This window comes from Caulobacter sp. GW821-FHT10E02 (genome assembly GCF_059415225.1).
The window spans coordinates 2,011,707-2,027,251 of record NZ_JBWKMV010000001.1; the positions used below are offsets into that span (position 1 = coordinate 2,011,707).

A 15,545-nucleotide genomic window follows, 5' to 3' on the forward strand; every position below is an offset into this window, starting at 1 on the left:
CAATATCGTATATGGTAGACGAACATCACAGAGGTGCAAGCGGTATGAATTCGATCTCCTGGTCCGGCGTCTATCCAGCGGCGACCACTCAGTTCAATGCGGACTCGTCCATCGATTTCGAGGCGACTCAGGGCGTCCTCGACGCGCTGATCAAGGATGGCGTCCACGGTCTCATCGTGCTCGGCACCTGCGGCGAAAACAACTCGCTTGAAGCCGATGAGAAGCGCGCGGTGCTGAAAGCCGCCGTCGAAGTGGTCGCCGGGCGCGTCCCCGTCGTCGTCGGTGTCTCGGAAATGACCACCGACCGCGCCGCCAAGTTCGCCAAGGACGCCGAGGCCATCGGCGCCGACGCCCTGATGGTGCTGCCGGCCATGGTCTATGTGCCGACCGAACTGGAGCTGGAGCACCACTTCCGCACGGTCGCGGCGGCGACGAACCTGCCGATCATGCTCTACAACAACCCGCCGGCCTATCGCGTCTCGATCACGACCAATGTGCTCAAGCGCCTGGCCGATGTGCCCAACATCGTGGCGGTCAAGGAAAGCGCGCCCGACACCCGCCGCTTCACCGATCTGAAGAACGCCTTCGGCGATCGCTACATCCTGATGGCCGGCCTGGACGACGTCGCCCTGGAAGGCCTGATCTTGGGCGCCCACGGCTGGGTCTCGGGCCTGACCAGCGCCTTCCCGCAGGAATCGGTGGCTCTGGTGGCCGCGTTCGACAAGGGCGACATGGCCGAGGCCCTGCGCATCTACCGCTGGTTCATGCCGCTGCTGCACCTCGACGCCGAACATGATCTCGTCCAGTCTATCAAGCTGGCCGAGCAGATCATGGGCCGGGGTTCGGAACGCGTCCGCGCGCCGCGCCTGCCGCTGGAAGGCGCTCGCCGCGCCGAGGTGACGGCCATGGTCGAGAAGGCCGCCGCGACCCGTCCCGTCGGCTAGCAGGACCCCCGATCAAGTAAGGACTGGCGATCAGCCATGCGTCACATCTTCTTCTGCATTGACGGCCACACCGCCGGCAATCCCGTACGGCTGATCGTCGGCGGCGCGCCCCTCTTGAAGGGTGCGTCGATGAGCGAGCGTCGCCAGGACTTCCTGGAGCGCTTCGACTGGATCCGCACCGGCCTCATGTTCGAGCCTCGCGGCCACGACATGATGTCGGGCGGCTTCCTCTACCCGCCCACCCGCGACGACACCGAGGCGGGTATCCTGTTCGTCGAGACCAGCGGCTGCCTGCCGATGTGCGGCCACGGCACCATCGGCATGGTCACCTTCGCGCTGGAGAACGGCCTGATCACGCCGCGCACGCCCGGTCGCCTGAAGCTGGAGGTGCCAGCCGGCGTCATCGACATCGAGTACCGGACCGAAGGCGACAAGGTCACGGCGGTGAAGATCGTCAACGTACCGGGCTATCTGGCCGTCACCGACATCGAGATCGACGTGCCGGGCCTGGGCCCGCTGAAGCTGGACGTCTCGTACGGCGGCAACTTCTACGCCATCGTCGAGCCGCAGGGCGCCTACAGGGGCCTGGAGTCGTTCAGCGCCCAGGACATCCTGCACTACAGCCCCATCGTCCGCGAACTGGTGCGCGAGAAGACCACGCCGATCCATCCGCTGGACCCGACCATCCGCGGCGTCAGCCACGTGTTGTGGGCCGACGGTCCCAGCACCGAGGGCGCCAACGGCCGCAACGCGGTGTTCTATGGCGACAAGGCCATCGACCGCAGCCCCTGCGGCACGGGCACCTCGGCCCGCCTGGCCCATCTCCACGCCAAGGAAAAGCTCAAGGTCGGCGAAACCTTCGTGCATGAGAGTTTCATTCGCAGCCGTTTCATCGGCAAGGTCGAAGCCGAAACCGCGATCGGCAGCCAACGGGCGATCATCCCGTCTGTCGAGGGCTCGGCGATCTCAACTGGCTTCAATACGATCTGGATTGATCAGGCCGACCAGTTCTGGCGAGGTTTTCAAGTCGTTTAGGGTGAAATCTACGATTTCTTATTTGCACTGGCCGGTTACAGGGACCTATGACCGTTAAAGGCGCGCTTCGCGTCGCCAAGCCTTTGCGCTTCTTGAGAGATACGCCCACCCGATGACCATCGTCGTCCGCACCCTCTCCGACCAGACCTACGAGCTGGTCCGCAAGCGCATCCTGCTGGGCCAGATGGCTCCAGGAACGCCGGTGCGACAGGACACGATCGCCGAGGAGCTGGGGGTCAGCAAGATCCCGCTGCGCGAGGCCCTGAGCCGGCTGGAGCAGGACGGCCTGCTGAGTTCGTACCCGAACCGTGGCTATGTCGTCCGCCCGCTGTCGGTCGATGAGGCCCACGAAGTGTTCGACCTTCGCCTGAAACTGGAGCCCGCCGCCACGGCCGCCGGCTCCAAGAAGGCCACGCCGGAGGATCAGCAGGCGGTCAAGGCCGCCCTGGCCGCGCTGGAGACCGCCCAGCAGAGCGGCGCGCCGGGCGACCACGTGTCGATGAACCGCGCCTTCCACATGGCGATGATCCGCCCGTCCGGCGGTCTGGTGACCTTCCAGCTGCTGGAGCGCCTCCAGGTCCTGGCCGAGCGCTATGTGCGCGTCCACCTGGAGCCGTACGGCCGCGAGGCCCGCGCCGCCGAGGAGCATCGCGAGCTGCTGGACGTCTGGCTGAAAGGCGACGCCGCCAAGGTCGAGTCCCTGACCGCCGCCCACATCCGCGGCACGATGAAGGACCTGCAGCAGCAGCTGTCGACCTAAGCGCCGCGCTTATTGCACGCAATCTGATACCGTATACAGTCCTGTGTTCTGGGAGCACGAGGGCGGACCATGGTGCGTGGATGGACGATCGGGCTGGCCGTCTGGCTGGCGGGGTTCTCGGCGCAGGCCGCGCCCAAGCCGCCTGAGCCCCTGCTGATCACCAACGTCACGGTGATCGACGGCACGGGCGCTGCGCCCCGACCCAGCGCCGCCGTCCGGATCGAGAACGGCCGCATCGTCTCGATCGGCGATGCACCCGCCAAGTCGCCGAAGAAGGTGCGGGTCATCGACGGCAAGGGCCGCTATCTGCTGCCCGGCTTCGTCGACAGCAACGCCCACGTCTCGGTCTACGGCACGCCGGCGCGGCGCGACACCTCGCTGAAATACGCCGATCGCGGCGAGGAGCTGGCGCTGGAGTTCGCCCAGCGGGCCCTCAAGTACGGCGTCACCACGGTGCGCGACAGCTATGGCGTCCTGCCGCCGACCCTGGCGGTGCGCGACCGGATCGATCGCGGCGAGGCGGTCGGGGCGCGGATCAAGGCGGCCGGCAACATCCTGGGCTGGAGCGGCCCGTTCTCGCTGTCGTTCTCGCTGACCAAGGACAGCGACCTGTCAGTGTTCCAGGAGCAGTGGAACGACCTGCTGGCCCAGGACATGGGCGAGGAGATCATGGACATGACCCCGGATGAGCTGCGGGTCGCCATGAACCGCTATCTCGACAAGGGCGTGGACTTCATCAAATACGGCGGCACCAGCCACTTCATCCGGCCGTCGCTGATCGGCTTCTCGCCCCGCCAGCAGGCGGTGATCGTCGCCGAGGCCCATAAGCGCGGCAAGCCGGTCGAGACCCATGCCACCAGCTCCGAGGGCCTGCGCCTGGCCGTCGAGGCCGGCATCGACCTGATCCAGCATCCCGAACTGATGAGCCGCGACCTGCCCGACGACCTGATCCAGCTGATCGTCGAAAAGAACGTCCTGTGCGGCATGCGCGCCAATATGATCACCGGCGCGGCCCGCCAGAAGCACCTGGCTCAACGCGCCGAGGCCCAGGCCAAGATCGACAAGCTGCCGGCCGCGACCACCAGCGCCGAGCGGTGGCGGCGGCTCGACCAGTTGGGCGACAACGAGGACGTCCAGCGCCGCAACGCCGAGCGGCTGGTCAAGGCCGGTTGCCGGGTGACGCCCGCCACCGACGCCTTCTTCGGCGACGCGCCGGAGTTTCGCCGCACGCCCAAGCCCGACGCGGCCGAGCCCGGCATCGGCACCCTGCGCGCCATCGAGGGCTTCGTGGAGCTGGGCCTGACGCCGATGCAGGCGATCGTGGCGGCGACCAAGAACGGCGCGGCGGCCGCGGCGATGTCCAACGACCTGGGCACGATCGCGCCCGGCAAGATCGCCGACATGGTGCTGCTGTCGGCCGATCCGCTGGCCGACATCCACAACATCGAGAAGATCGACAGCGTCGTCGCCCAGGGCCGCTGGGTCGATCCGGCCACCCTTCCCGAGCGGCCGGTCTTCTATGGCAAGGCTAGCGCCGCCGCGCCGTGATGATGGTGTCGATCTGGTCGACGCGCGGGTTGATGAACTCCAGCTGGACGCGGCCGTCGGCCATGGTCTTGACCGTCGCCGGGACCGAGCTGTTGGTCAGCACCCAGCCGGCGGGCAGCACCACGGTGTTCAGCGGCCTGCCAAACGAGCGCCGCCAGACCAGCTCGTCGCCGACTAGCTTGTAGCGCTCGGCGTCGGTATAGGTCTCGCTGAAGCGCAGACGGGCGCTCTGGCCGGGCTTCACCGGATCGAAGTGAAAGACGATGGCCTCTGTCTCCGGCTTCACGCCCTTCTCGTCGGGCGCGGCCTTCAGGATGGCATCCCCCTTCAGCATCTCCCACTTCAGGGCCGCGCCGGTGTCGAGGTTGCGCGCCGAGGGCTTGGACGCCGCGCTGCCGGCCCGCACGATGTTGACGTAGACGCCCACGCCCGGACGGGTCTCGGTGTAGTCGTGATAGAGATCGAAGCTGTGGGTTTCCGGCGGCTGCAGGAAGTACATGATCTCGCGGTTCTGGTAGGCGCGCTCGTCGAACTCCTTGGCCTGCGACGAGGCGCCGGCTTTCAGGTTCGGCGAGGGCTTGGCCTTGATGATCAGCGGCGCCTGGGCCGGGGTGTTGTTCCAGAAGGCGATCTTGATGCGGCCGTCTGCTTCTTGCAGCACCTGGGCCGGGTAGTTGCAGGACACCAGCTCGTAGCCCGCCGGCAGCACCACCGCGTTGCGCTTCACGCCCAGCGGCCGGTCGAAGACGATCATCTCGCCGTCCTGGTAGTAGCTCTTGGCGTCCTCGTAGGTCTTGTCGATCAGCACCCGGCCCTCGCCGCCGTCGGCCGGCACCGGATGAGCCAGTTCGACGCGGATGTAGCTGCCATCCGGGGTCGCGCCGCGCACGCCGCCGGCCTTGGCCACGTCGCCGGGCACGACGTCGAACTTCAACGGCTTGCCGGTGGCGCGGTCGTTGACGCTCTCGTCGGTGGCGACGCTGCCGGGCCGGATGGGGTTGTAGTAGGCGGTCGCGCCGGACGAGCTGGCGGTGATCTCGTAGACGATGCGGAACTTGTGGCTGCCCGGGCCAAGCAGCTCATAGCGGGTGTAGCCGTCGGACTCGGTCTGTTGCGGCGGCGTCGCCGCCGTCTGGGCGTGCAGCGGGCCCGCCAGCAGCAGCGTCAGAGCCGTCCCGGCCAGCGCCTTGCGAAATACCGACATCTTTCCCCTCCCCTTTGGCTTCACGATGAGCCCTGCCAACGTATACATAATACGATAACAGCGGTAGCGCTTTGGGGACTGTACATGCGGACTGGCGGATTGATCGTACTGGCGTTGGCCCTGACGGCAACGCCTGCTCTCGCCCAGGTGACGGCCGAGGACATGGCCCACTCGCTGCACCTGCGCGAGAAGCTGATGTACCTGACGCGCGACGTCGCCGATCCGGCCGCCTGGTCGGGCGATGACAAGCTCTTCTACCGCAAGACCGTCGAGGGCGGCTTCGCCTTCGTCACCTATGACGTCAAGAGCGGGGCCAAGACGGCGAGCTTCGACCAGGCCCGCATCGCCGCGGGCCTCGGCAAGGCGACGAACACCGCCTACGACCCGCTGCGGCTACCGTTCGAGAGCTTCACCTTCGCCGACAACGGCGCGGCGATCCGCTTCTCGTTCAACGAGGCGGGCTGGCGCTGCACGCTGACGGACTACACCTGCGCCGAGGCGCCCCGGCAGGGCCGCCCCAGCGGCTTCGGCGTCGTGCGCGACCTTTCCGTCCCCGCCGCCAATCCCCCGCGCCGCTCGCCCGACGGGAAGTGGGAGGCGCATGTCGAGAACTTCAACATCGCCGTGCGCCCGGTCGGCGGCGCCTGGAAGCGGATCAGCACCGACGGCTCGGACGCCAACTTCTACGATCCGGAATCGATCGTCTGGTCGCCGGACAGCGCCAAGCTGGCCGCCTACCGCGTGCGCCCCGGCTTCCGCCGCATCGTCACCCGCGTCGAGAGCAGCCCCGCCGACCAGGTGCAGCCCAAGCTCCAGACCCAGCTCTATCCCAAGCCCGGCGACGCGGTGGACATCGAGCAGCCGGTCGTCTTCCTGGCGGCCGAGGGCAAGCAGCTGGCCACGCCCGGCGACCTGTTCGCCAATCCCTACGACCTCTCCAAGCTGGAATGGCGCAAGGACAGCGCCACGGTGTCATTCATCTACGAGCAGCGCGGCCACCAGCTGGCCCGCGTGGTCGAGATCGACGCCAAGACTGGCGCGCCGCGCGCCGTGGTCACCGAGGCGGCCAAGACTTTCATCAACGAGGGCCGCCGCTTCCGACAGGACATCGACAACGGCCGCGAGGTCATCTGGATGTCCGAGCGCGACGGCTGGAACCACCTCTACCTGTTCGACGGCAAGACCGGCGCGGTGAAGACCCAGATCACCAAGGGCCCGTGGGTAGTGCGCCAGGTGCTGAAGGTCGACGAGGCCAAGCGGCAGATCTACTTCGCCGCCGGCGGCATGGTCGCGGGGCAAGACCCCTACTTCCAGCAGGTCTACCGCATTGGCTTCGACGGCAAGGGCCTGACCGCCCTGACCACCGCCGACGCCTATCACGACGTGGCGCTGTCGCCGGATGGGAGCCTCTATGTCGACACCTATTCGCGGGTCGACCTGCCGCCGGTCTCGGAGCTGCGCCGCACCAGCGACCAGAGCCTGGTCGCCACGCTGGAAAAGCCCGACATCAGCCAGCTGGTCGCCGCCGGCTTCAAGCCGCCCGAGCCCTTCGTCGCCAAGGGCCGCGACGGCAAGACCGACATCTACGGCCTGATCGTCCGCCCGACCAATTTCGATCCGGCCAAGCGCTATCCGGTGATCGAGAACATCTATGCCGGCCCCCATTCCAGCTTCGTGCCCAAGACCTGGTGGCCGTTCGGCTATCACGCGGGCGGCGACAAGGTGACGGGCATGCAATCGCTGGCGGACCTGGGTTTCATCGTCGTGCAGATCGACGGCATGGGCACGCTGAACCGCTCGAAGGCCTTCCACGACGTGGCCTGGAAGAACCTGGCCGACTCCGGGTTCCCCGACCGCATCCTCTGGCACAAGGCCGCCGCCGCGAAGTATCCCTGGTACGACGCCAGCCGCGTCGGCATCTATGGCGGCTCGGCCGGCGGCCAGTCGACGGCGCTGGCCCTGCTCTACCATCCGGAAATCTACAAGGTCGGGGTGGCCTTCGCCGGCTGCTACGACAACCGCATGGACAAGATCAGCTGGAACGAACAGTGGCTGGGCTGGCCGGTCGACCAGAGCTATTCGGCCGCCTCGGCCATCGACAACGCCTGGCGGCTGCAAGGCAAGCTGCTGATGATCGTCGGCGAGCAGGACAAGAACGTCGACCCGGCCTCGACGATGCAGGTGGTCGACGCCCTGATCAAGGCGGACAAGGAGTTCGACCTGCTGGTCATGCCGGGCGAAGGCCACTCGGTCGGCCGCTCGACGGGCCCGATCGACTACGGCCAGCGCAAGGAGTTCGAGTTCTTCCTGCGCCACTTGGCCGGCCAGGAGCCGCCGAACTGGAACGCCCGCTCGATGGTCACGCCGGTGGCGGCGCGCTGAACGAAAAGAGGCTCCCGATCGGCCTGATCGGGAGCCTCTTCAGCTAGCCTAGATGAAGCTTAGTTGGCCTGGGCGGCGCTGTCGTAGAACCCGTCCAGGTCCTTCTTGAACTGCGTCGTCACCGCCGGGTTGATGTAAACCATGTGCCCGGACTCGTAGTACTTGTAGCTCAGGTTCTTCTGCAGGGTCGGGTCGATCTGCATGTGCTTGAGATCGTACTCGGCGCCGAAGAACGGCGTGGCCATGTCGTAGTAGCCGTTCAGCGACAGCACCTTCAGCTTCGGGTTCTGGCGCATGGCCATCGACAGGTCGAGGGCCGTGTCGGCCAGGGCCATCTGGCCGCCGCCACCGCGACCGCCCGGGGCCTTGTGCTTCTGGTCCCACTTCCCGCCGCCGATCTGGGCGTAGTAGTTCGGGCGGTAGCTGAGCTTGGTCTTATAGCCCAGCGTGCCGAACAGGTACTTGTTCAGCGCGCCGATATAGGCCCCGCTGATCGAGGTGTCGGTGGCGTCGTATTCGGGGCCGTCGCCGCCGGCGTCGACGTCGATGCCCTTGAAGCGCGAGTCCAGGCGGCCGACCGTGCGGGCCTGGTCACGCAGCAGCTCCTTGCGGAACCGGCCAAGCTCGACGCGCAGGTCGACGCTGAGCAGGAACTTCTCCGACAGGCCCGTATAGGCGCTCATCTGCTTGGCGATGGCGGCGCGTTCGGCGTCGCTGAGGTCCGAGCCCTTGGCCATGGCCGTGGCGTAGGGACCGCGCGCCCACTCGCGCACCTCGGTCAGGAACGGTTCCAGCGCCGCCGGGCGGTTCTGCAGGCGGTTGTGGTACCAGGCCGTGGCCGCGTAGCTGGGCAGGTAGGTGACGAAGATCTGGTCGAAGCCCGGCTGACGGACGCCGTAGTTCAGGATCGACGACAGCAGCACCACGCCGTTCATCTGCACGCCACGCTCTTGAAGAGCGTGCACGAGGCCCGCCGAGCGCAGGGTGCCGTAGCTTTCGCCGAACAGGAACTTGGGGCTGTCCCAGCGGTCGTTGATCGTCAGGTAGCGCATGATGCCGCGCGCGAAGGCGTCGATGTCCTGGTCGACGCCGTAGAACTCCGGCCCCTTCGACTTGCCGATCGGGCGCGACAGGCCGGTGCCGATGGCGTCGATGAAGACGATGTCGGTCTTGTCCAGCATCGTCTCGTGGTTCTCGGTGATCCTGTACGGCGCCGGGGCGGCGACATCGACCAGCGGGGTCTCGACGTGGACGGGACCGATCGAGCCCATGTGCAGCCACATGCTCGAGGAGCCCGGGCCGCCGTTATAGGTGAAGGTGATCGGACGCGGCGCCGAACCCTTCGGACGGTCGGCGACATAGGCGACGTAGAACATCGAGGCGATGGCCTCGCCGTCGTCGTTGCGGATGACGACGGTGCCGGGGGTGACGGTGTAGCCGATGACCTTGCCGGCGACCGTGACCGAGCCGCGCTTGGGCTGGGCGTCTTCTTCGGCGGTGGCCTGGGCCAAGTCCGGGGCGTCGGCCTTGCCGGCCTTTTCGGGACCCTTGGCCGGGGCCTCGACGGCGGGAGGCTTCTCCTGGGCCAGGACGGGTTGCGCCGTCAGGGCGGCGAGGCCCAGGGCGGCTACGAGAGGATACGCACGCATCAAATTCTCCAGGTGGAATACGGTTTTCTGGACTGCGGGGAGGTCTTAGGACGCCGGCGTGGTCGGGCTCTGCCCGCCGTCGGCGATGTACTGGTCGAGGCGCGCTTCCAGCACCGGCAGCGGCACCGAGCCGAGCGCCAGGATGACGTCGTGGAACTTGCGCTGGTCGAACTTGGGACCCAGCTTGGCCTCGGCTTCCGCGCGCTTCTTGCGGATGCTCAGCTCGCCCAGCTTGTAGGCCAGGGCCTGGCCGGGCCAGCTGATGTAGCGGTCGACCTCGGTCTCGATGTCGTGCTGGGCCAGGGCGGTGTGGCTGGCCAGGTAGTCGATGGCCTGCTGGCGGGTCCAGCCGTCGTGATGGATGCCGGTGTCGATGACCAGGCGCGCGGCCCGCCACATCTCGAACGACAGGCGGCCGAAGTCCTCATAGGGCGTGCGGTAGATGCCCATCTTGGTGCCCAGCCACTCCATGTAGAGCGCCCAGCCCTCGCCGTAGCCCGAGAAGTAGGTCTGCTTGCGGAAGGCCGGCCGGCCGGTCTGCTCCAGGGCCACAGCGGCCTGGAAGCTGTGGCCCGGATTGCACTCGTGCAGGGTCAGGGCCGGGATCTGGTACAGCGGCCGCGACGGCAGGTCGTAGGTGTTCATCTGGCAGGACTCGAGCCCGCCACGACCGGACGTGTAGTACGGCGCGATCGCCGCCGGCACCGGCACGATCGTGAAGCGGTAGCGGGGCAGCAGGCCGATGGTGTTCTTCAGCTGGCCGTCCACGCGCTTGGTCACATAGGCCGACACGCCCAGCAGCTCGTCGGGGGTCTTGGCGTAGAACTGCGGGTCGGTGCGCAGGAACTTCAGGAAGGCGGGCATGTCGCCCTTGAAGCCGCTCTGCTCCTTGACCTTCTCCATCTCGGCCGAGATGCGGGCGACCTCCGACAGGCCGATCTGGTGGATCTGCTCGGCGGTCAGGTCGGTGGTCGTGAACTCCTTGATCTGCGCCTGGTAGTAGGCCTTGCCGTCCGGCAGGGCCTCGGCGGCGATCGTCTTGCGGGCCTTGGGCAGGTACTCGGTGCGGTAATAGGCCAGCAGCTTGGCGTAGGCCGGGGCCACCGACTGGGCGATCACCTGCTTGGCCTCGGCCCGCAGCTTCTCCTGCTCCTCGGCCGGGATCGACGCGGGCATGTTGGCGAAGGCCTCGTAGAAGCCGTTCTTGGCCGGATCGGTGTCGGTGAAGGCGGCGATGGTGGCGTCGCGACCGCTCAGGGCCTCGCGTGGCACGGTGTAGCCGCGGGCCACGCCGGCCTTCATGTTGGCGATCTGCTCGTCGAAATAGCGCGGCACGTCGCGCATGCGGCCGATGTAGCGGCGATAGCCTTCGGCGCTGGAATAGCTGCTGCGCGCGGCCAGGCCCGACCAGAACTGGCTGTCGGCGTTGAACGGCGCTTCCCAGGTCCGGTACTTGCCCTGGGCGACGAAGGCCTCGAGGCTGGTGCGGAAAACCGCCGCGTTGATCTTCTCCTCGGGCGACAACTGGTCGACGGGGATCTTGTTCAGCTCGGCCAGGGTCTTGGTCCAGTAGGCCAGGCGGGCCTCCTGGGTGGCCGCGTCGACATGCTGCAGCTGGCCCGCGCCGCCGCTGAACGGCGCGTCGCTGGCCAGGCGCCCGAACTCCTTCTGCCGCCAGGCCCACTCGGTGTCATAGAGCGCCTTCAGGCGGCTGTCGGCGTCGGTGGCCGTAGCCGCCGTCGGGGCGGCGGTCTGGGCCAGCGAAACGGCCGGAGCCCCGGCCATCAGGGCCAGGGCGGAAACGAGCATCAGGGACCGAACGAACAAGGGAAGTCTCCATCCAAAACTTGGAAAGGTGGGATCAGGATTTGGTCGGGTTGGGGTTCTTGCCGCCGCCGGCGATCCAGTCGTCGATGGCTTTCTCCAGGGTCGGCAGCGGCACCGAGCCCAGGCCCAGGATCGTGTCGTGGAACCAGCGCTGGTCGAAATTCGCGCCCAGCTTTGCTTCCGCCTCGGCGCGCTTGCGACGGATCAGCATCTCGCCCAGCTTGTAGGCCAGGGCCTGGCCCGGATCGTTGATGTAGCGATCGACCTCGATGGTGACCTCGTGGTCCGACAGCGCGGTGTGGCTGGAGAGGTAGTCCAGCGCCTGCTGACGCGACCAGCCCATGTGGTGCAGGCCGGTGTCGACGACGAGGCGGGCGGCGCGCCACATCTCGTAGGTCTCGCGGCCGAACTCGTCATAGGGCGTCTCGTAGACGCCCATCTTGGTCCCGAGCCACTCCATGTAGAGCGCCCAGCCCTCGCCATAGCCGGAGAAGTAGGTGCGCTTGCGGATCGCCGGGCGATTGGGCCCCTCCAGCGCCAGGGCCGCCTGGAAGCTGTGGCCCGGCACGCACTCGTGCAGGGTCAGCGGCGGGATGGTGTAGAGCGGCCGGGCCGGCAGGTTGTAGGTGTTCATCAGGCAGCTCTCGAGGCCGCCATTGCCACCCGTCCCGAACGGCGCGATCGCCGCTGGGGTCGGCACGATGGTGAAGCGGTAGCGGGGCAGCAAACCGATCGTGAACTTCAGCTGGCCATTGGCCTTGTTGGCCACATAAGCCGACTTGGCGATCAGCTCGTAGGGCGTCTTGGCGTAGAACTGCGGGTCGGTCTTCAGGTACTTCAGGAAGCCCTGGAAGTCTCCGGTCCAGCCAGCCTGCTTCATCGTCGCCTGCATGTCGGCGTCGATGCGCGCCACCTCCTTCAGGCCGATCTGGTGGATCTGGTCGGCGGTCAGGTCGGTGGTCGTGTATTCGCGGATCTTGGCCTGGTAGAAGGCCTTGCCGTCCGGCAGGCTCTCGGCGGCGGTGTTGGTCCGCGCGTGCGGGATGTAGTCGTCGCGCACATAGGCCAGCAGCTTGCCGAAGGCCGGCGCGGCGCTGCCGGTGACGGCCGCCCTGCCCTCCTCCATCAGCTTGTCGCGCTCGCCGGCCGGGATCGACGACGGCATGTTGGCGAACGGGCCGAAGAACGGATTGGCCGCCGGATCGCCGGCCGCCAGCGGCGCGATCGTGGTGTAGCGTCCCTCGATCGAGGCCCTGGCCTTGGTGAAGCCTCGCGCCTGCCCGGCCTTCATGTTGACGATCTGCTCGTCGACATAGCGCGGCATGTCGCGCAAGCGGCCGAGATAGGCGCGGTATTCGGCGACGGTCCCAAAGCCGGCGCGCGGGGCCATCCAGGTCCAGAAGCCGAACGGGTCCTCGTACTCCTTGAACTTGATCTGGCTGACGAAGGCCTCCAGCGCGGTGCGGAACACCGCGGCGTTGACCTTCTCCTCGGGCGACAGCTGGGCGACGGGGATCTTGTCGAGTTGGGCCAGCGCGTTGGTCCAGTAGGCCAGGCGGCGCTGCTGGCTGGCCGCGTCGACATGCGGCAGGCTATCGCCCAAGCCGCCGCCCTCGTCGTCGGCGTCGCGGCCGAACTCCTTGGCGCGCCAGTTCCACTCGGCGTCGTAGAGGGCCTTGAGGCGCGCGTCGGCGCTGGTGGCGGTAGCCGCCGGCTTCGCCGTCGACCTAGCCACTTGCGCGTGCGCCAGCATCGGCTGGCCCGCTAGCGCCAGCGAGATCACCACTCCGGAAACTCTTTTCATACGCCCCTCCTCCCCATGCCCTGGTCAGGTTGTTCTTGAAGACCCCGCCGGCGCATAGACCCGCACGCCGAAGACCGGACCACAGCGGGTCGTGTCGTCGGCGGGCTGGAAGCGCACGGTCACGCTTTCCTTGCCCCGGGTCAATTCTTGCGGGATCGGATAGTCGACATCGAAGAAATCGCCCGGATGCTGACCGGTCAGCGCCTGGGTCGCGATGCGGACGCCATCGATCAGGATGTCGAAGCGCTTGTTTCGCTCCTCACCCCAAAAAGTGGCTTGCAGGATCAGCGGTCCCGGCTTCACCGCGGCCTTGTATTCGAAGAAGCCGAAGGTGCGCGCGTCGCGCCCGTGGCGGCCGCGATAGGTGACCGCATAGCTGTTCTTGGCGGTCAGACCGTGGTCGCGCTCGGCCTGCATTTCGCCCAGGTGCATGACGTCCACCGACCGCCGCGCCAGGTCCTGCAATCGCGCCTGCTCGGCGGCGTAGGCGACCTGCTGCGCCTTCCAGCCGGCCTCGTCGAAGGTCGCGAAATAGACGGCCGTGCGACGGTCGCGCTGCTGGTAGAACGGTGCGAACGACAGGTCGGCGGGCTTGCCGATGCCCTTGGTCCGGTACTGGCCCAGCGCCGGCTCGACGGGAACGAAGCCCGTCAGCGGATCACGCGCGACCAGCGCCGGAGCCGGCCCGTCATAGGGCTGGCTGGATGGTCCCAGGTCGGCGGCCAGGACCACCGGCCCCTTCAACACGGCCAGCACCGAGGAGTCGTCGTTGGTCGGCTCGGTCCGCAGCTTCATGGGCAGGTCCAGCGCGATGCGGTCGCCCTTGCGCCAAGTGCGGCGCAGGACTGTGTAGTCGCCAGCCGGGCCGGCCGACATCGCCTCGCCGTTGACGCTGACCTTCGCGCCCTGGCACCAGCCGGGCATGCGCAGGGCGACGCCGAATTCCTTCGCGCCGTCCAGGTCGTCGACCACGATCTCGATCCGCTCGCCGAACGGATAGGCGGTCTCCATCCGGAGCCTCGCCCCCTGCTCGGCCCAGCGGGCGGTCGAGGGGATGTAGAGATTGACCAGCAGGGTGTCGCCGCTGCGCCACCAGATGGAGTCACCATGCTTGGCGTGGCTCTCCATGCCTGAGCCCACGCAGCACCAGAAGTCGTCGAACGGCCGCGAGAACTTGCGCGCCGAGCCCGACATCAGCGGGACCATGTAGGCGAACATGCCGGTCGCCGGGTCCTGGTGGGCCAGGATGTGGTTGAGGTGGGCGCGCTCGTAATAGTCGAACATCGCCGCACGCGGCTGCCAGCCATAGAGATGCCGGGTCAGCTTCAGCATGTTGTAGGTGTTGCAGCTCTCGCAGGTCTGCTCGGTGATGTGCCGCGAGATGGTGCGGGGCGCGGTGAAGTACTCGCGGTCGGCGTTGCCGCCGATCACGTAGCTGTAGTCGCGGGTCACCGTCTCCCAGAAGAAGTGCGCCGCCACCGCCTGGTCGGCCCTGCCGGTCAGCTCGTGCAGCCGCGCCAGGCCGATGATCTTGGGGATCTGGGTGTTGGCGTGGATCCACGGCAGAGAGTCGCGACGCTGGGCCAGCGGGTCCAGGACCTTGGCGTGATGCAGGCGCTCGGCCAGGTCCAGCCAGCGCGGGTCGCGGGTGCGGGCGTAGAGCTCGGCGAAGCTCTCGTTGATGCCACCGTGCTCGCAGTCCAGCACCGTCTGCACCTGGGCGTCGGTGAGCTTGGCGAAGACGCCGTCGATATAGCCGCCCAGGGCCACGGCGACCTTCAGGGCCTGCTGGTTGTCGCAATAGAGCTGGGCGTCGAACAGGCCGGCGAACAGCTTGTGCCAGTTGTAGAACGGCACCCAGCAGCCGTTCAGATCGAAGCCCATCGAGCGGATGTCGCCGGCGATCAGCTCGGGGAAGATCGCCTTGCCGTCCTCGACGATGTCGCCGCGCTTACGGGTGAAGCCGGCCACGTAGCCGTCGCCCTGCTTGGCCTGGACCACCGCCAGCTCGCCGACGATGTAGTCGACCCGCTGCTTGCACTCGGCGTCGCCGGTCTGGGCGTACATCAGCGACAGGGCCGTCAGATAGTGGCCCAGGGTGTGGCCGGCGATCGTGTCGCTCTCCCAGCCGCCATAGACCGCGCCCTTCGGCTCCAGCCCGGCGCTGGTGCGGAAGTTGTGCAGCAGCCGGTCGGGCTCCAAGGCGTGGAGATAGCGTTGGTTAGCCTCCACCGCCGTCAGCCACGGCGAGTCCAGCAGCCGCACGTCGGACAACGGCAGCGGGCTGGCCGGCCCCAGCGGGGCCAGCGGCGCGGCGCTCAGCAGCGACGGGGCCGAGGCGGCCGCACCGGCCAGCGCCAGCAACATGCGACGATCGATCAACTCCACGCGC

The 15,545-nt window shown here is 67.5% G+C and carries 10 protein-coding genes; 5 read left to right on the forward strand and 5 right to left on the reverse strand.

The features are described 5' to 3' along the window. Nucleotides 1–44 precede the first annotated feature (44 nt). The 4 genes from AC07NI_RS08860 to AC07NI_RS08875 all read left to right on the forward strand — a co-directional run bounded on the left by AC07NI_RS08860 (nt 45) and on the right by AC07NI_RS08875 (nt 4,287). Nucleotides 45–944 carry a dihydrodipicolinate synthase family protein gene (locus AC07NI_RS08860; RefSeq protein WP_494617846.1) on the forward strand — a complete coding sequence of 300 codons (900 nt, stop codon included), beginning with the start codon at nt 45–47 and terminating at the stop codon, nt 942–944. Nucleotides 945–980: 36 nt separating this feature from the next. Further along, nucleotides 981–1,979, forward strand: a complete 999-nt coding sequence (locus AC07NI_RS08865) for a 4-hydroxyproline epimerase (RefSeq protein ID WP_494617849.1) — start codon at nt 981–983, stop codon at nt 1,977–1,979. A gap of 112 nt (nt 1,980–2,091) precedes the next feature. Beyond that, complete coding sequence (locus AC07NI_RS08870; protein WP_494617851.1) at nt 2,092–2,739, forward strand: GntR family transcriptional regulator; 648 nt, start codon at nt 2,092–2,094, stop codon at nt 2,737–2,739. A 69-nt stretch (nt 2,740–2,808) separates the two neighbouring features. After that, complete coding sequence (locus tag AC07NI_RS08875) at nt 2,809–4,287, forward strand: amidohydrolase family protein (protein WP_494617853.1); 1,479 nt, start codon at nt 2,809–2,811, stop codon at nt 4,285–4,287. Here AC07NI_RS08875 and AC07NI_RS08880 read toward each other — a convergent pair. Next, nucleotides 4,268–5,491, reverse strand: coding sequence for a hypothetical protein (locus tag AC07NI_RS08880; protein WP_494617855.1), 1,224 nt, complete (start codon nt 5,489–5,491; stop codon nt 4,268–4,270). The two genes, AC07NI_RS08875 and AC07NI_RS08880, sit on opposite strands and share 20 nt — an antisense overlap. Before the next feature lie 84 nt (nt 5,492–5,575). Between AC07NI_RS08880 and AC07NI_RS08885 the strand changes: the two genes are divergently transcribed. Then, nucleotides 5,576–7,873: a S9 family peptidase gene (locus tag AC07NI_RS08885; protein ID WP_494617857.1), complete on the forward strand. Its 2,298-nt coding sequence runs from the start codon at nt 5,576–5,578 to the stop codon at nt 7,871–7,873. A gap of 59 nt (nt 7,874–7,932) precedes the next feature. On the opposite strand, the gene AC07NI_RS08890 is transcribed toward AC07NI_RS08885, so the two are convergent. The 4 genes from AC07NI_RS08890 to AC07NI_RS08905 are packed head-to-tail and all read right to left on the reverse strand — an operon-like array spanning nt 7,933 to nt 15,541. Further along, complete coding sequence (locus AC07NI_RS08890; protein WP_494617860.1) at nt 7,933–9,522, reverse strand: S10 family peptidase; 1,590 nt, start codon at nt 9,520–9,522, stop codon at nt 7,933–7,935. Between the two features lie 45 nt (nt 9,523–9,567). After that, complete coding sequence (locus AC07NI_RS08895) at nt 9,568–11,349, reverse strand: DUF885 domain-containing protein (protein WP_494617862.1); 1,782 nt, start codon at nt 11,347–11,349, stop codon at nt 9,568–9,570. Between the two features lie 34 nt (nt 11,350–11,383). Beyond that, a complete protein-coding gene (locus AC07NI_RS08900) occupies nt 11,384–13,153 on the reverse strand; it encodes a DUF885 domain-containing protein (protein ID WP_494617864.1) in 1,770 nt (589 codons plus the stop codon). Between the two features lie 24 nt (nt 13,154–13,177). After that, nucleotides 13,178–15,541 (reverse strand): beta-L-arabinofuranosidase domain-containing protein, encoded by a 2,364-nt coding sequence (locus AC07NI_RS08905; RefSeq protein ID WP_494617866.1) that lies wholly within the window; start codon nt 15,539–15,541, stop codon nt 13,178–13,180. Nucleotides 15,542–15,545 lie beyond the last annotated feature (4 nt).